This is a genomic window from Actinoplanes sp. NBRC 103695, assembly GCF_030269485.1.
Lineage (GTDB): Bacteria > Actinomycetota > Actinomycetes > Mycobacteriales > Micromonosporaceae > Actinoplanes.
In genome coordinates this window covers 177195-193184 of record NZ_BSTL01000008.1, presented here as the reverse complement: position 1 = coordinate 193184, position 15990 = coordinate 177195, and the positions used below count along the sequence as shown (strand labels likewise).

General features: G+C 71.6%; 18 protein-coding genes. 8 read left to right on the top strand and 10 right to left on the bottom strand.

All coding sequences use genetic code 11. The features are described 5' to 3' along the window. The first annotated feature begins 34 nt into the window (after positions 1–34). The 4 genes from QSK31_RS16110 (at position 35) to QSK31_RS16095 (ending at position 4673) form a co-directional block, all read left to right on the top strand. A complete protein-coding gene (locus QSK31_RS16110; RefSeq protein ID WP_285684730.1) occupies positions 35–724 on the top strand; it encodes a response regulator transcription factor in 690 nt (229 codons plus the stop codon). A gap of 134 nt (positions 725–858) precedes the next feature. Next, positions 859–2127, top strand: coding sequence for a HAMP domain-containing sensor histidine kinase (locus QSK31_RS16105; RefSeq protein ID WP_285684729.1), 1269 nt, complete (start codon positions 859–861; stop codon positions 2125–2127). Between the two features lie 256 nt (positions 2128–2383). Continuing rightward, positions 2384–4480, top strand: a complete 2097-nt coding sequence (locus QSK31_RS16100; RefSeq protein ID WP_285684728.1) for an RICIN domain-containing protein — start codon at positions 2384–2386, stop codon at positions 4478–4480. 31 nt (positions 4481–4511) lie between these two features. Continuing rightward, a complete protein-coding gene (locus QSK31_RS16095; RefSeq protein ID WP_285684727.1) occupies positions 4512–4673 on the top strand; it encodes a hypothetical protein in 162 nt (53 codons plus the stop codon). Between the two features lie 44 nt (positions 4674–4717). Here the strand turns inward: QSK31_RS16095 and QSK31_RS16090 are convergent, their stop codons facing one another. Together QSK31_RS16090 and QSK31_RS16085 are read right to left on the bottom strand one after the other, a co-directional pair. Continuing rightward, positions 4718–5734: an adenosine deaminase gene (locus tag QSK31_RS16090; RefSeq protein ID WP_285684726.1), complete on the bottom strand. Its 1017-nt coding sequence runs from the start codon at positions 5732–5734 to the stop codon at positions 4718–4720. 94 nt (positions 5735–5828) lie between these two features. Next, positions 5829–6566: a trans-aconitate 2-methyltransferase gene (locus QSK31_RS16085; protein WP_285684725.1), complete on the bottom strand. Its 738-nt coding sequence runs from the start codon at positions 6564–6566 to the stop codon at positions 5829–5831. Between the two features lie 65 nt (positions 6567–6631). On the opposite strand from QSK31_RS16085, the gene QSK31_RS16080 reads away from it, so the two are divergent. Both QSK31_RS16080 and QSK31_RS16075 read left to right on the top strand, forming a co-directional pair. Further along, positions 6632–7609 (top strand): aldo/keto reductase, encoded by a 978-nt coding sequence (locus tag QSK31_RS16080; protein ID WP_285684724.1) that lies wholly within the window; start codon positions 6632–6634, stop codon positions 7607–7609. Beyond that, complete coding sequence (locus tag QSK31_RS16075; RefSeq protein ID WP_502872968.1) at positions 7603–7875, top strand: hypothetical protein; 273 nt, start codon at positions 7603–7605, stop codon at positions 7873–7875. The genes QSK31_RS16080 and QSK31_RS16075 overlap by 7 nt, the downstream gene beginning before the upstream one ends. Positions 7876–8005: 130 nt before the next feature. Here the strand turns inward: QSK31_RS16075 and QSK31_RS16070 are convergent, their stop codons facing one another. From QSK31_RS16070 to QSK31_RS16040, 7 genes are all read right to left on the bottom strand, one after another. Continuing rightward, a complete protein-coding gene (locus tag QSK31_RS16070) occupies positions 8006–8209 on the bottom strand; it encodes a cold-shock protein (protein WP_285684958.1) in 204 nt (67 codons plus the stop codon). A gap of 315 nt (positions 8210–8524) precedes the next feature. After that, the gene (locus QSK31_RS16065) at positions 8525–8797 is read right to left on the bottom strand and encodes a DUF4235 domain-containing protein (protein WP_285684723.1); all 273 of its coding nucleotides are present in this window, start codon (positions 8795–8797) and stop codon (positions 8525–8527) included. Further along, entirely contained in the window at positions 8794–9204 is a 411-nt protein-coding gene (locus tag QSK31_RS16060) for a DUF3618 domain-containing protein (protein ID WP_285684722.1), read from the bottom strand. Before QSK31_RS16060 ends, QSK31_RS16065 begins: the two co-directional genes overlap by 4 nt. Further along, positions 9201–9635 carry a phage holin family protein gene (locus QSK31_RS16055; protein ID WP_285684721.1) on the bottom strand — a complete coding sequence of 145 codons (435 nt, stop codon included), beginning with the start codon at positions 9633–9635 and terminating at the stop codon, positions 9201–9203. Before QSK31_RS16055 ends, QSK31_RS16060 begins: the two co-directional genes overlap by 4 nt. Positions 9636–9697: 62 nt before the next feature. Further along, on the bottom strand, positions 9698–10882 hold the full coding sequence (locus tag QSK31_RS16050; RefSeq protein ID WP_285684720.1) for a mechanosensitive ion channel family protein: 1185 nt from the start codon (positions 10880–10882) through the stop codon (positions 9698–9700). A gap of 94 nt (positions 10883–10976) precedes the next feature. After that, positions 10977–11798: a DUF1206 domain-containing protein gene (locus QSK31_RS16045; protein ID WP_285684719.1), complete on the bottom strand. Its 822-nt coding sequence runs from the start codon at positions 11796–11798 to the stop codon at positions 10977–10979. Between the two features lie 40 nt (positions 11799–11838). Beyond that, positions 11839–12168 carry a hypothetical protein gene (locus QSK31_RS16040; RefSeq protein WP_285684718.1) on the bottom strand — a complete coding sequence of 110 codons (330 nt, stop codon included), beginning with the start codon at positions 12166–12168 and terminating at the stop codon, positions 11839–11841. Positions 12169–12210: 42 nt separating this feature from the next. On the opposite strand from QSK31_RS16040, the gene QSK31_RS16035 reads away from it, so the two are divergent. After that, complete coding sequence (locus tag QSK31_RS16035) at positions 12211–12492, top strand: GNAT family N-acetyltransferase (RefSeq protein ID WP_285684717.1); 282 nt, start codon at positions 12211–12213, stop codon at positions 12490–12492. Here QSK31_RS16035 and QSK31_RS16030 read toward each other — a convergent pair. Continuing rightward, positions 12489–14048 (bottom strand): glycoside hydrolase family 3 protein, encoded by a 1560-nt coding sequence (locus QSK31_RS16030; RefSeq protein ID WP_285684716.1) that lies wholly within the window; start codon positions 14046–14048, stop codon positions 12489–12491. The genes QSK31_RS16035 and QSK31_RS16030 overlap by 4 nt on opposite strands. Positions 14049–14285: 237 nt before the next feature. Between QSK31_RS16030 and QSK31_RS16025 the strand changes: the two genes are divergently transcribed. Further along, positions 14286–15923: a RecQ family ATP-dependent DNA helicase gene (locus QSK31_RS16025; RefSeq protein WP_285684715.1), complete on the top strand. Its 1638-nt coding sequence runs from the start codon at positions 14286–14288 to the stop codon at positions 15921–15923. The last annotated feature ends 67 nt before the right edge of the window (positions 15924–15990 follow it).

The window sequence follows — 15990 nt, the reverse complement described above, 5'->3', positions numbered from 1 at the left end:
GGCGTTGCTTGCCCAGGGCGCTACGGTGCTTCGCATGGCCACGGTGTTGCTCGTCGAGGACGATCACGTCGTGCGCGGTGCGATGCTCCGGTCGCTGGCCGACCGGGGGCACGCCGTGCACGCCGTCGGCACGGCACTGGACGCTCTGCGCCGCGTCGCCGCCGAGACACCCGACCTGGTCGTTCTCGACCTGGGCCTGCCCGACCTCGACGGCTCGGACGCGCTGCGCATGCTGCGCGGGATCACCGACGTGCCGATCATCATCGCCACCGCCCGCGACGACGAGCAGACCGTGGTGCGGCTGCTGCGTTCCGGCGCGGACGACTACATGGTGAAGCCGTTCACCGGCGCTCACCTGGACGCCCGGATCACCACCGTGCTGCGCCGGGTCGGCCGCGCCAGCCGGACCGCGCAGCCCGCCGTGCACGAGGTGGGCGAGCTGCGCGTCGACGTCGGCGAGCGCAGCGCCAGCCTGGGCGACACGCCCCTGGCGCTGACCCGCAAGGAGTTCGACCTGCTGGCGTACCTGGCCGCCCGGCCCGGCCGAGTGGTGTCACGTCGGGAGTTGCTGGAGGAGGTATGGCGACAGCCGTCAGTCGGCGAGGACCAGACGATCGACGTGCATCTGTACTGGCTCCGTCGGAAACTGGGCGAATCCGCGGCGAAGCCGCGCTTCCTGCGCACCGTGCGGGGAGTCGGATTCCGGTTGGTGGCGCCGGACTGAGGGCGCGGCTGGCCTGGGTCAGCGCCGCCACCACGGGCATCGCCGCCCTTGCCTTCCTCGTCCCGCTCGGCTGGGAACTCCGGTCGGACCATCGGGACAAAGCCGTCGCCACCGCGGAGAAACAGAGTGCCATGGTGGCCGGCGCTCTCACCGCGGGCGCCGGACGCGGCGGCATCACCGCGGCCGTGCAGGCGGCCGGTGGCCGGTTGATCGTGCATGCCCCGAACACCACGGCCGGCACCAAGGCGACCGCTGGGGACGTGACCGAGGCCGCGTCGGCGCCCGAGCCGCTGCTGGTGGAGACCGACGACGGGCTGGTGCACCTGCGCCCGGTGCGGGTCGGCGACCGTACGTCGGTGATCGAGGTCTTCGTGCCGGAGAGTGAGCTGTCCGAGGGCACGGCGCGTGACCTGTGGACGCTGATCGGCATCGCGCTGGTGCTGGTGGCCGGCTCGGTGATCGTGGTGGACCGGCTGGCCCGCGGCGCGGTGTCGTCGGCGCGCAACCTGGTCCAGGCGGCGCTCCGGGTGGGCGGCGGCGACCTCGGTGTGCGCATCCAGCCGTCCGGGCCGCGCGAGCTGGCCGAGGCCGGGTACGCGTTCAACCGGATGGCCGACCGCCTGGTCACGTCGCGTACCAGCGAGCGGGAGATGGTCGCCGACCTGTCGCACCGGCTGCGAACTCCGCTGACCGCGCTGCGCCTGGACGCCGAGGCGCTGGACCCGGACGACACCCAGATCGGCCAGTTCTCCGCGGCCGAGCTGGACCGCCGCCGCGGCATCCGGCGCATCCGGGTGGCCATCGCCACCCTCGAGGGCGAGATCGACCAGCTGATCAACACCACCCGCAAGGCGGTGGCCGCCCAGGTGGCCGCCGCGCCCGAGGTGGGTGTGTGCGACGCCGCCGAGGTGGTCCGCGAGCGCATGGGGTTCTGGTCCGCGCTGGCCGGCGACCAGAACAGGCAGTTCCAGATCGTCGGCGCCAGCACCCGGGTGCCGGTGCCGGTCGCCCGCCCGGAGCTGGCCGCGGCGCTGGACGCGGTCCTGGGCAACGTCTTCCGCTACACCCCGCAGGGCACCGCGTTCGAGATCGGGTTGTCCCGCCGGGACGGCTGGGTGGCGCTGCGGGTGGACGACGCCGGCCCGGGTATCCCGGACCCGGAACGGGCCATGAAACGCGGCGAGAGCGACCAGGGATCGACCGGCCTGGGCCTGGACATCGCGCGGCGGGCGGCGCAGTCCACCGGCGGCTCGGTCAGCCTGGACCGGGCGGCGCTGGGCGGCGCCAGCGTGGTGATGCTGATCGCCGACGCGGAAGCACCCCCGAAACAGGCCAGCCGCTTCGGTCTGATAGGAAGACTGACCCGGGAACGCGAGACGATCCGGCGGCGCCGCTCGCATTGATCGGCTGACACAGCAATTAGTGGGCGCATTACTCCGGACGGTTACTCACTTGCTTAGAAATGTATTAAGGGCGTTCCCCTGGCGCTCCCGGGCTGGCACGCTTCACACCGATCCCATCCGGCTTCCCGACTCGAGACCTGCAGATCGTCCCCACAATCAGGGTCGGCGGAGCCACCGCGCGGCAGGAGGCGGAAACCCCATAGCCTCCTCCCACCGCGCACCCGAACGCCCGGCTGCCCACCGAGGAGATGTTCTCTTGTCCGCGCACCGACGCAACGCGCTGCGCGGGCCGTCTCCGCGGGGGCTGCGGGCCTGGGGGCGCAAGCACATCTTCCCGATCGCGGTGGGCGTCGCCGTGCTGGGCTCGGCCGCCGTCGCCGGTCCGAGCATGATCCAGGCCGGGCGTGACGGTGGTTCCTCGCAGGGCCAGCGGATCCGCCTGGCCGGGATGCCGGCGGACGAGCCGGGGAAGGGCCTGATCTACCAGAATCTGCGACCGGCGCCCGAGGGGTCGGTCTGCGCCGGCGCGTACGAGCTGGACGAGCTGACCTGCACGCAGGGCCCGGACCCGGCGCCGACCGGCCTGGCGGTGAACCGGGCGGTGGCGCCGGTGACCGCGAAGGTGGCCGAGCCGGAGCCGCCGAAGCGTGAGTCCGCCCAGGTCCCGCCGGATGCCGAGATCGTCCGCGACCAGGGCGGCAGCCTGCTCACCGCGGGTAAGCCGGCACTCCTGCCGGACGCCGCGCCCGGCGACGCCGACTTCGTGATGGGCAACCACGACGTGGCGTGCGAGGGCGACGGCCGGGGCGGCAACCGGGTGCAGGTCGTCTACCTGCACGAGTTCGGCACGCCGAGCCGCTACACCGACTTCGTGGGATCGATCCGGGTCTGGTCGGCCGGAGTGGACTCGGTCATCGACGCCTCGGCGGCGGAGACCGGCGGCTCCCGGCACGTCCGGTACGTGACCACGCCGTCCTGCCGCGTCGACGTGGCCGAGGTGCAGCTGCCGGCGAACGGCCTGCGGACGTTCCCGCAGACGGTGACCGCGCTGCAGACCCTCGGCTACAACCGCACCGACCGCAAGTACCTGCTGTTCGCCGACACCAACCGGTACTGCGGGATCAGCACGTTCGTCGCGGACAACCGGCCGGGCGCGGGCAACCGCAACAACGGCGGCCCGTCCTACGCCCGGGTGGACACCGGCTGCTGGAGCACGGTGGCCGCCGCGCAGCAGCTCACCCGCTCGCTCGGTGCGATGCTGCTGACCTCGCCGAACTCCAGTGGCGGCGGCAGCTGCACGGACGACTTCGACCTGCTGTGTCACCCGGACCGCTCCGGGCGCACGGTGCGCGAGCGCTGCCCGAAGAAGCACGAGAACCGGCTGGACTGCGGGCACGACGACTACTTCAGCACCAACCCGCCGAAGAACGGCTGGCTGGCCAAGAACTGGAACGTGGCGCAGAGCGAGTTCCTGCTGCGCAGCGACGGCGGCGACGAGGTGCCGGACGTCCCGGACGCGCCGGATGCGGAGCCGAAGGACCAGCCGTCGACGGGGTCGTCCTCTCCGGCCGGTGGGGACGAGTCGGACGGCGGCGGCGACGCGCCGGCGCCCGGGGCGTCACAGTCGGTGGCGTCCACGCCGCCGCTCGCGCCGGCCAAGCAGGCGGTGCGGGCGTCCGCGCCGGTGCAGGCTTTCCTGGAGGTACGCGGCCAGGCCAGCAACGCGGTCCGGCTGATCTGGAACGCCGCCGCGGACGACGCCACGTACGAGGTGGCGGTGGACGGCGTGCCGATCGCCACCACCCGGGCCACCCGGGCGGGCCTGATCGGGCTGCGGCCGGACACCGCCTACCAGGTGACGATCCGCAGCCCCGGACACGAGTACCTGGCCAAGGGCGAGGCACGGACAGCCCCCGCCGCGCGGCCGACGCAGAACTCCTGGTTCGTCCTGGAGAACGCGCTGACCGGCGACGCGGCGGACCTCTACGCGGCGCGGTCCGCCAACGGCACGGCGATCACGCTGGGCGGATCGGACGGCGACGCCCAGCAGCAGTGGATGCTGGTTCCGGCGGGCGACGGCGGGTTCTCGCTGAGGTCCCGGGCGACCGGCAAGTGCGCGATGCCGCTGGGTGGCAACCCGGTGGCCGGCACCCCGCTGGTGCAGTCGGATTGCGCGGGTGCGGCGATCGGGCTGTGGACGCTGCGCCCGTCGGCTTACGGTTTCACGCTGAAAACCACCGCCGGCGACCTGGTCCTCGGCGTGGGTGAGCAGCGATTCGGCGCGCAGCGCGTGCTGGTTCTCCAGAACGGTGACGACTCACGTCACCAGAGCTGGACAGCCGCGCCGGTCTGACCGGCACGGCCGCGGGAAGGAGACGACGGAGATGAAGACCGATGTACGGGTGGAACCGATCCTCGACGAGGACGGGGACGAGCCGGCGCGGTTCAGCAGGCGCCGCCTCGTCCGCTGGGCCGTGGTGCTGACCCTCGGCATTCTGGCTTTCCTGGCCATCCTGCAGGAGCCGCTCTACGCCCTGCGCCACTGAGCGGCACGAGCTCACTCCAGTGGCGCTGCCGGCCGGCGTGGAGCTCACTGAGCGGTGTAGGCGTCGATCTCGCTCACCAGCGCGGCCCGGCCGGCCGGAGGCAGGAACGAGGCCTCCACCGCCGCCCGCGCGAGGTCGGCGACGCCGGCCTCGTCCAGCTCCAGCAGCCGGGCGGCGACCGCGTACTCCTGTTCGAGCGTGGTGCCGAACATCGGCGGGTCGTCGGAGTTGATGGTGACCGGAACCCCGGCCGCGACGAGCGCCGGCAACGGGTGCTCGGCGAGGTCGGGCACCGCCCGGGTGCGCACGTTCGACGTCGGGCAGACCTCCAGCGGGATGCCGTTGTCCGCCAGGTACGCCATCAGCCGCGGGTCCTGTGCGGCGGCGATGCCGTGCCCGATCCGCTCGGCGCCGAGCTCCCGTAGCGCGTCCCAGACGGTCTCCGGCCCGGTGGTCTCCCCGGCGTGCGGGACGCTGTGCAGACCGGCCGCGCGCGCCTTGTCGAAGTACGGCTTGAACTGCGGCCGGGGCACCCCGACCTCCGGACCGCCGAGCCCGAAACTGATCAGTCCGTCGGGCCGCTCGTCCAGCGCGATGCGCAGCGTCTCCTCGGCGGCGGCCAGTCCCGCCTCGCCCGGGATGTCGAAGCACCAGCGCAGCTCGACCCCGAACTCCGCGGCCGCGGCCCGCCGGGCGTCCTCGATGGCGGCGCAGAACGCCGGCGCCGGGATGCCGCGGCGTACGTGCGAGTACGGGGTGACGGTCAGCTCGGCGTAGCGCACCTGGCCGCGGGCCAGCTCGCGGGCGATCTCGTAGGTGAGCGTCCGGACGTCCTCGTCGTCGCGGATCAGGTCGACGACGCTCAGGTAGACCTCGATGAAGTGGCCGAAGTCGCGGAACGCGAAGTAGTCGGCGAGGGCGGCGGGGTCGGCCGGGACCGGCGTGGAGCCCTCGTGCCGGGCGGCCAGCTCGGCCACGATCCGCGGCGAGGCCGAGCCGACGTGGTGCACGTGCAGCTCGGCCTTGGGCAGACCGGCGATGAAGGCGGTCAGGTCGGTCACGGAGTCTCCCTCTCGTCTTTGGCCCGACGCCGTCGTCGATCCGGCGCTGGAGGGGAACGAACGTTCGTTCCCCTCCAGTGCCGGCGCGACCCGGCTAGGTGCGGGCCACCACGAAGATGCGGCGGAACGGGAAGGCGACCAGGCCGTCGCGCGCCGGGTAGGCGTCGGCCAGCCGGGCCGCCAGGGCATCCCGGAAATCCTGCCATGCCGCGTCGTCCAGCCTCGCGCGGACAGGCCGCAGCGCGGTGCCCTCCATCCAGCGCAGCACCGGGTGCTCGGACCCGTCCTCGGGCAGCAGGTGCAGGTAGGTCGTCTCCCACGCGTCGGCCGGGCCGCCGAACAGGGCCGCGTACCCGGCCGGGTCCAGCACCGGCGCCTCGCGCAGCACGTCGCCCAGGCCGTAGCCCGCGCCGACCTCGCGCAGCGCCCGGTGGGACGGCGCGTCGAAGTTGCCCGGCACCTGCATCGCGATCCACGCGCCGGCGGGCAGCTCGTGAGCCCACCGGACCAGCAGATCGGGATGGCCGGGCACCCACTGCAGCGTCGCGTTGGTCACCAGCACGTCGACGTCGTCGGCCGGGCGCCACTCCCGTACGTCACCGAGCGACGCGTCGATGACGTCGCGAGCGCGGGCCACCATCTCCGGCGACGAGTCGACGCCGGTCACCCGCGCGCCGGGCCACCGCTGCGCCAGGGTGGCCGTGAGCTGGCCCGGGCCGCAGCCGAGGTCGACGACGGCACGTGGCTTCTCCGCCCCCACGCGCGCCACCAGGTCGAAGAACGGACGCGAGCGCTCATCTCCGTACCGCTGATAGATGGCCGGGTCCCACATTGCGCGCCTCCAAACCGTACGTACGTCTTGCAAGACTTTAGCACCGTGAGAGATAGGCTCGCGCCGTGGAAAATCGCAGCTTTAGCAGGATGGGACGGGATGTCTCGGTGATCGGGCTCGGCGCCTGGCAGCTGGGCGCCGACTGGGGCACGGTGACCGAGGACGACGCGCACGCCACGCTGTCCGCGGCCGTCGACGCCGGGGTCACCTTCATCGACACCGCCGACGTGTACGGCGACGGCCGCAGCGAGCAGATCATCGGCTCGTTCATCAAGGACCGTCCGGGGCTCTTCGTGGCCACCAAGATGGGCCGGCGCATGGCGCAGGAGGTGGCGAACTACTCGCTGGACAACTTCCGCGCCTGGAACGACCGGTCCCGCGCCAACCTCGGCGTGGACACCCTCGACCTGGTGCAGCTGCACTGCCCGCCGACCCCGGTGTTCTCGATGGACGCCACCTACGACGCGCTCGACCTGATGGTTCAGGAGAAGCGGATCTCGGCGTACGGGGTCAGCGTGGAGACCGCCGACGAGGCGCTCGCGGCGATCGCCCGGCCGAACACCGCCAGCGTGCAGATCATCCTGAACGCGCTGCGCCGCAAGCCGCTCGAGCGGGTGCTGCCCGCGGCCCGGGAGGCGGGCGTCGGCATCATCGCGCGCGTGCCGCTGGCCAGCGGGCTGCTCTCCGGCCGCTACGACGCGGACACCACGTTCGCGGCCGACGACCACCGCAACTACAACCGGCACGGCGAGGCGTTCGACGTCGGCGAGACCTTCTCCGGCGTGGACTACGCGACCGGGCTGGAGGCGGTGGCCCGGCTGCGGCCGCTGGTCCGCGAGGGCGAGACGATGGCGCAGTTCGCGCTGCGGTGGGTCATCGACCAGCCGGGCGTCACGGTGGTCATCCCGGGCGCGCGCAACCCGGAGCAGGCGCGGGCGAACGCCGCGGTGGCCGGGCTGCCGCCGCTGACCCCCGAGGTGCAGCACGCGGTGCGCGAGACCTATGACGACCTGGTCCGGGCGCAGGTGCACGACCGGTGGTAGGCGAGGAGAAGCCGAGGCTCGTCGGCTGGACCGCGATGACCCTGGGACTGCTGCTGCTCGCCCTCGGTGGCCTGTGGACGCTGCAGGGCCTGGACCTGGTCGGTGGCAGCGTGATGAGCGGCGTGCAGATCTGGTCGATCATCGGCCCGGTCGTGGCGCTGGGCGGCCTGGTGCTGCTGGTGCTCGGCACTCGGCGCCGCAACAAGGCCAAGCAGGCCGAGCTCGCCCGTCTGGCGCATCAGGAGCAGCAGCCACCGCAGGCGTGAGCGCGGCGCTTGCGTGAGTGAGCGGCACGCTAAAAACCCCGCATCCCATCCGTGGGATGCGGGGTTTCTGTCTCTCGGTCGGCTTCCGCGCGCTGAAGCCGACAGCCGGTGTCGCCGCCGGCAGGTGGTCTCAGATCGGGCGAACCTGCTCCGCCTGGGGGCCCTTCTGGCCCTGGGCGATCTCGAACTCGACCCGCTGGTTCTCTTCCAGAGTCCGGTAGCCGGACGTCTGGATGGCCGAGAAGTGGACGAAGACGTCAGCACCCCCGCCGTCGACGGTGATGAAGCCGAAGCCCTTGTCTGCGTTGAACCACTTCACCTGACCTGTTGCCATGCTGTTCTCCTTCTGAAAATGCCAGCCCCGTGATGCGAGGAGCCGATGTCCGTTTTCGAGCAGCGGCGCCATTGAGGCGGCCTTTCAGAGGACGTCCCATCCACCCGACCGCCGAGGGTGCCTGGAGGGCATCCCGGAGGCGCGTGAAGCAGCACACCACGTACGCAAAAACTGGCCACACTGTACCCGAAAATCGGGCGTGGAAGCTCCCCCCGGCCGACATTCGAGGCACCCACGGCAGATACGGAAAAGGTCCCCCACATCGACAGAGCGTTGCGGAAGACCTTGACCACGGTCAATGACGTTGAGTGAGGATCAGTCCGGCCAGGAACCCGTCAAACGACGGACGCCGACCGCGCCGCCCCGATCGACGGCCGCCTTCACCACCGAGAAGATGACGCCCTGGATCGCCGCGGCGGCGAGGATCTCGCCCCAGCCGCGGTCCTCGTCGGTCGCGTTGGGCGCGTCGTCGTCGCCCGCCGCCACCTTCCACACCTGCTTGAAGACCAGACCGGCCAGCGAACCTGCGGCGATGCCGAGCAGCAGGCCCACCGGCTTGTACACGATCTTGTTGACCTTCCTGCTCACCGCCGCCTCCCGCGGATCACCAGGATCACGCCGACCACGGCGGCCACCCCGGCGACGATCGCCACGAACGGGATGGGCCGGCGGCGTACCTGATCGACCGGGTCCGATTCCTGCACCTGGGTCGCCGTCTCGCGGGCGCGGTCGCCGGCCTGTCCCGCCGCCGACCGCACCTTGGCGCTCGCCAGGTGCGCCGCGTCGAGCGCCCGCTGGCCTGCCTCGCTCGCCTGCGCCTTCACCTTCTGCTTGGTCTGCTCGACCTTCTCGGTGGCGCGCGCCTTGACGTCAGCCTTGGCCGCCAGCGCCTGCACCGTCTCGCCGAGCTCCACGCGGGTCTGCGCGATCTCCGCGCGCAACGCCGCCACGTCCGGCTTGCCGTTCTGGCCGGGCTTGCCGTTCTTCTCGCTCATGCCCGGCTCCTGTCGCGCACCGCGTGCTTCACTTCGTCCACGTCAGCCTTCACGCTCTCGATCGCTTGCTTCGGCTCGGGCGGCACCGCCTGGGTGACCTGCTTCTTGCCCAGCAGGGCCAGGATCCCGGCGGCCACGAACAGCACCACCGTCACGATCAGCGCGGCCAGCCAGAGGTCCAGGACCAGATTGAGCGCGATGATGCCGGTGGCGATGAGCGCACCCACACCGTACAGCGCGAGCACCCCGCCACCACCGAAGAGCCCGATGCCGACCCCGGCGTGCTTGCCCTTCTCGGCCAACTCCGCCTTGGCGAGCGCGAGCTCGTCGCGAACCAGCGTGGTGATCTGCTCGCTGGCCCGTTGCACCAGCTCTGACGTGGACTGATCGCCGACCTTACGGGCCGCACTGCCGTTCAGGACATCCGCCATGCTGTCCTCCTCTCCCTGTTCCCGGGTGTATGCCCCACGGTGCGAAGAAGCAATCCTCCTGCTCACCGCTCTTCGTCCCCGCCGCTGAATGTCGCACCGCGCCGGTCGCCGTCCGTGCCGCCGGCGAAGACCTGATCGTCGCCGGAGGAGCCGGAGCCGGAGGAGCCGGTGGCGCCGGTGGAGCCAGGCCCCGCCGAGGCCGCCGGCGACGCGGCTGCCGGCCGGACCGGGTCGGTGTCCGCCCGCAAGCGCGGCAACGCCCCCTGCCCGTTCTCCCACACCCAGCTCACCAGACGCTCGCGGACCAGGCACCGCAAATCCCACAACGTGCCCGCATCGGCGGCGCTCACCAGCGCGCGCAGCCGGATCATCCCGCCGGTCGCGTCGGTCACCTGCAGCACACAGACCCGGCCGTCCCACAGCTCGGACAGCCCGACCACCCGCCGCAGCTCGGTCCGCAGATCCTCGACCGGAGCGGACCAGTCGACGTCCACCTCGGCCGTGCCGAGGACCGCCGAGGAGGTCCGGGTCCAGTTCTGGAAGGGCTTGGTGGTGAAGTACGAGGTGGGCAGGATCAGCCGGCGGTCGTCCCAGATCTGCACCGCCACGTACGTGAGGGTGAGCTCCTCGATGCGGCCCCACTCCCCCTCGACGACCACCACGTCGTCGACCCGCACCGCGTCGCTGAACGCGAGCTGGATCCCGGCGAAGACGTTCCCGAGTGTGCTCTGCGCGGCCAGGGCGGCCACCACGCTGATCACGCCGGCCGAGGCAAGGACGCTGGCGCCGAGGGCGCGTACGCCCGGGAAAGTCATCAGCATCACGCCGATGGCGAGCACCACGATCCCGGCGACCGTCACCCGGCGCAGCATCACGACCTGGGTCTTGAGCCGGCGCGCGCGGAGGTTGTCCGGGACGTCGGTGCGCCACCGGGTGAGCGCGAAGTCCTCCAGCACCAGCAGCAGCGCGCCGATCAGCCACGCGGACGCGGCGATGATCGCGAGCAGCAGCAGGTGCCGTACGGTGGCCCGGCCGCCGAAATCGTCCACCCCGTGGGTGACGGCGAGGCGGACCGCGAAGACCACGACGAGGGCCCGGAACGGCGCGTGGGCCGTCCGGGCCAGGTCCGCCCAGAGCATCGAGCGCTTGCCGAGCCGCACGACGGCCAGATGGATGGCCTCGACCACGACCAGCGCGGCGCCGGCCGCCACGACGACGGCGAGCAGAGCGGTCAATACGCCATTCACTGCGGCATCACATCACACGCGAAAGGCGGTCGCGTTACGCGGCCGCCTTTCCGTCGTCGGTCAGACCTTGCGTACTTGGCCTGGAAGAAGTCGGTCAGACCTTGCGGTACTTGGCCTGGAAGAAGCAGTAGACGCCGAAGCAGGCGATGCCCAGCGCGATCAGGCCCAGCACCCACGGGCCCCAGCTGCGCTCGGCCAGAGCCTTCAGCGCCGAGTCCAGGCCGCCGGCCTTCTCCGCGTCGAAGGTGACCGCCGCGACGGTGAACAGGACGCCGGCGACGGCGTACGCGACGCCCTTGCTCGTGTAACCCGCCTTGCCGAGCCGGCCGACGGTCCGGTGCACCTCCGGGCTCATCTGCCCGGTGTTGAGGTGCTTCTCGAACTTCTTCTTGAGGCCGTAGACGGCCAGCCCGACGCCGACACCGATCACCACGAGGCCGATGAAGCCGACCAGGAACCGGCCGCCGCCGCTGCTCATCAGGTTGGACGCGGACGACTGCTGGCTCTTCGACTGCGACGCCTGCGCGCCCGTGATCGTCTTGATGGTGAGCACGGTGAAGTAGCCGTACAGGATGGCCCGGAAGCCGGAGATGACCCGCTCCGCGAGGGCCTGCTTGTCCTGCGGGCCGCTCTCCCCGATGGCGGCCTCGAAGGCCTGCCAGATCGCCATCGCGGCCATGCCGATGGCGATCAGGACGAGCAGGAACTTGCCGCCCGGGCCCTGGGCGATGGCCTGCAGGGCGCCGGACTGGTCGGTCTCGCCGGACGAGTTGCCGAACGCGACCTGGAGCGCCAGCCACGCGAACAACAGGTGGATGACGCCGTAGGCGATGAAACCGCCGCGCGCGAGCATCTCCAGCGGTTTGCTGTTGGCCGCGCGCGAGGCCGAGCTACGTGCAGAAGCTGTGGCTGACATGCCGCTCTCAATTACCAGCGGCCACTTCCGCCAAACGTCGTCACGGGCGGCTCACCTGGAATGACACGTCGTTCTGGGTCAGGCTGTCGAGCGAAACCTGCAGTCCCGCGACGTCCACCGCCTGTTGCCCCTTGGTCAGCTGGACCTGCTCGCCGGCCACCTCCAGCGTCACCGTGTTCTGGTCGGCGCTGACGAATTTCGCCTCGACACCGAGCACGCTGGCGGAGGCGTCGGTCTCCCGCGGGATGGTGACGGTGCACTGGTTGAGGCCGCAGTCGACGTTGTCGTTGCTGCAGGCGGCGAGGGGTGCGAGCGCGAGGATGGCGGTCGTGAGCAAGGCGGCGCGGCGCGAGGCCGTGGTCTTCAACACCCATCCCACGGTACGGGTCGAAAGCGAACCTAAGCTGAAAGCATGGACGTGAGCTTGCGTGACAACCCGTTGGAGCACCGGTTCGAGCTCGTGGTGGACGGGGCCCAGGCCGGCCTGGCGGCATACCGGGTGCGCGATGGCGTAACCGTCATCACACACAGCGAGGTCGACCCGGCCTTCCAGGGCAAGGGCCTCGGCGGTCAGCTAGCCCGCCTCACCCTGGACCACTTGAGGTCGACGGGCGCGCGCGTCATCCCGGCGTGCCCCTTCTTCGCCAGGTACGTGTCGACCCACCACGACTGGGACGACATCCTCGAGGATTAAACGGCCACCGGCTGCGGGGCCGCCGGGATGCTCGTCCCGGCGATGATCTCGGCCGCCGCCTGGCCGCAGGCGCGCGTGGCGCCGTAGGTCGCCAGGTGCACGGCGCCGGTCACCTGCTCCGGCAGACCCATCTCGACCACGATCGCGCTCGGGCACACCGCCAGCGTGCGGGCCACCGCGCCGGCCACCCAGCGGTGCCGGTGCAGGTCGCGGACCACCAGCACCAGTGGCCGGTCGGCGGCCCCGGCCAGTACCCGGGACTCCGGCTCGGCCAGGCCACCGAGGTCGTCCTCGCTCAGCCGTACCGACGTGGTGCCGGGCAGCATCTCGTGCAGCGGCGCACCCAGACCCCACGGCGTCTCGGCGCCGATCGCGATGTTGCGCGGCGGCGCGAACTCGACCACGTGCGGCGGGCGCGCGAGCGGCAGCAGCTCGTCCGCGATGCCGGTCACCCGCACCGCCCGGCGGGCCGCGTCCAGCCCGATCACCGACGCGGCGACCGCGCCGATGGACAGCGCGTCGGCCACCGCCCGGGACCCCGTCCGGGTCTGCGTCTCGGTCGTCCAGGCGGCCAGCCGGCGGACCCGCCCGGCAGCGTCGCGCAGCCGCGCCTCCGGCAGCTCTCCACTGCGGACGGCCGCCACGATCGCGTCCCGCAGGGCGATCGCGGTGTGCTCGTCGGCGTGGTCACCGCCCACGCAGATCGCGTCGGCGCCGGCCGCGATGGCTCGCACGGTCGCGCCGGCCAGGCCGTACATCCGGGACACGCCCTGCATCTCGATGCCGTCGGTGACGATCAGGCCGTCGTAGCCGAGCTCCTCGCGCAGCAGCCCGGTGAGGATGCGCGGGCTGAGGGTGGCCGGCAGGTCCGGGTCGTACGCCGGGACGAGCAGGTGGCCGGTCATCACGGACTGCACGCCCGCCGCCACCGCGGCCCGGAACGGGATCAGCTCGCAGGACTCCAGCTCGGCCCGGCCGCGGTCGATCAGCGGGACGGCGTGGTGCGAGTCGACGGCCGTGTCGCCGTGACCGGGGAAGTGCTTGGCGCAGGCCGCCACGCCGGACGCCTGGAGACCGGTCACGAAGGCGGCCGAATGCCTCGCCACCAGGGCCGGGTCGGCGCCGAACGCGCGTACGCCGATGATCGGGTTGTCGGGGTTGCTGTTGACGTCGACGTCCGGGGCGTAGTCCAGCGTGATGCCGGCATGCGCCAGATCGCGTCCCAGGTCACGGGCGACCGCCTCGGTGAGCGACGGGTCGTCGATCGCGCCCAGCGCCAGATTGCCCGGGCGGGAGCTGCCCTGCCGTGACTCGAAGCGGGTGACGTCACCGGCCTCCTCGTCGATCGCCACGATCACCTCGGGGCGCTCGGCACGCAGCTGGGCGGTCAGCGCCGCGACCTGCGCGGGCGACTCGACGTTGCGCGCGAACAGCGCGACCCCGCCCAGCCCGTCGGCCAGCATCCGGCGCACCCAGTCGGGCGCCGTCGTGCCGGGAAATCCCGGCTGGAGCACCGTCGCGGCGAGTTGCGTGAGTTCGTCGCTCGACTGCGGCATGTGTCCCCCGTACCTCCGGATCGTGGTCGTTAGCCATGGAAACACCCTCAGTCCATTTAGTCAACAAACCTTCCTATTAGATGTGTACGAAGAGGCACCGTTAGACTCCCGATGTGGTCGACTGGTCGCAGGTGCACGCGGTGAAGCTCCTCGGCGTCGCCCTGGCCGCCCTGATCCTGTTCTGGGCGATCCGCCGGATGTTCAAGTGACGGCCGGCGCGGGTATCCGGCACGCTCGATGAAACTTCCCGTCTACGGACCCCGTCTGCGCCGCGTCGCCCGCAAGTACTTCGGCTGGCCCTCGCTGCGCCCCGGTCAGTTCAAGCCGATGCGCGCTGTGCTGCGCCGCAAGGACGCCCTGGTCGTGCTGCCCACCGGCGCCGGCAAGTCGGCGATCTACCAGATTCCCGCGGTGCTGCTGCCCGGCCCGACGGTGGTCATCTCCCCGCTGCTGGCCCTCCAGCAGGACCAGATCATCGCGCTGAACGCTCTTGGCCACCCCGAGACTCGAGCCGTCCGGGTCAGCTCGGCCGAGACGCCCGCACAGCAGCGCGCGGCGATCGAGGAGATCCGCTCCGGGCGCGCGGAGTTCCTCTTCATCACGCCGGAACAGCTCAGCGACCCGGATCGGATGGCCGAGGTACGCGCGCTGAAGCCCGGCCTGGTCGCGGTGGACGAGGCGCACTGCATCTCGGCCTGGGGACACGACTTCCGGCCCGACTACCTCTCCATCGGGCACCTGATCAAGGGCATCGGCCGGCCGCCGGTCCTGGCGCTGACGGCCACCGCGTCGCCGCCGGTGCGCGACGACATCATCGAGCGGCTCCAGCTACGCAAGCCCGAGGTGCACGTGTCCGGCCTGGACCGGCGCAACCTGTTCCTCGAGGTCGCGTACTGCCCCGACGAGTCCTATCGCACGCGAAAGCTGCACGCCCTGCTCGACTCGACGCCGTCGCCCGGCATCATCTACGTGGCCACCCGGCGGGACGCATCGGATCTTTCGGACAGCCTGGTCGCTGCCGGATACAACGCGACCTTCTATCACGGTGGATTGAACGCGTCGGAGCGGACCGCCCGCCACGCCGACTTCACCGCGGACAAAGTCGACATCATGGTCGCCACGTCGGCGTTCGGCATGGGCATCGACAAGCCGAACATCCGGTGGGTCGCCCACGTCGCCCTGCCCGGGTCGCCGGACGCCTACTTCCAGGAGATCGGCCGCGCCGGCCGCGACAGCCAGGACTCCCGGGCGCTGCTGCTCTGGCGCGCCGAGGACGAGGGCATCCAGCGCTTCTTCACCGGCGGGGCGCCCGACCTGGTGGAGATCCGTGAGCTCGCGGCCGCGCTACGTGACGGGCCGCAGACCAAGACCGCCCTGAAGGACAAGACCGGGCTCGGCCCCCGCAAGCTCGGCTCGCTGCTCGGCCTGCTCGAACAGGTCGGCGCGGCCAGGGCCGGCGACCGCAACAAGTGGACGGTCCCGGTCTTCGCGCCGCTCCCGGCCGCGGCGGCCCAGGCGGCCCTCGACGAGTACGAGCGGCTGCAGGCGATCGAGCGGTCCCGCACCGACATGATGCGCGGGTTCGCGGAAACCCAGGCGTGCCGTACGCAAGCCCTGCTGACCTACTTCGGCGAGCAGATGAAGAAGCCCTGCGGCCACTGCGACAACTGCGCCAGCGGCACCGTCGAGCCCCCGCCGAGGCGTTCCGGCAAGGACCCCTTCCCCGTGCACAGCAAGGTCAGCCACGACGAGTGGGGCGCCGGGATGGTGATGGGCTACGAGGACGACCGGATGACGGTCCTCTTCGACGAGGTCGGCTACAAGACCCTCTCGGTGCCCGTGGTGACCGAGAACAAGCTGCTCACCCTGGTGTAGCCCGACCCACCCCGACGAGGTGCCCGCCCCCGCACTGAGCCACCCGGAACCGATTCTGCGGCGGCGC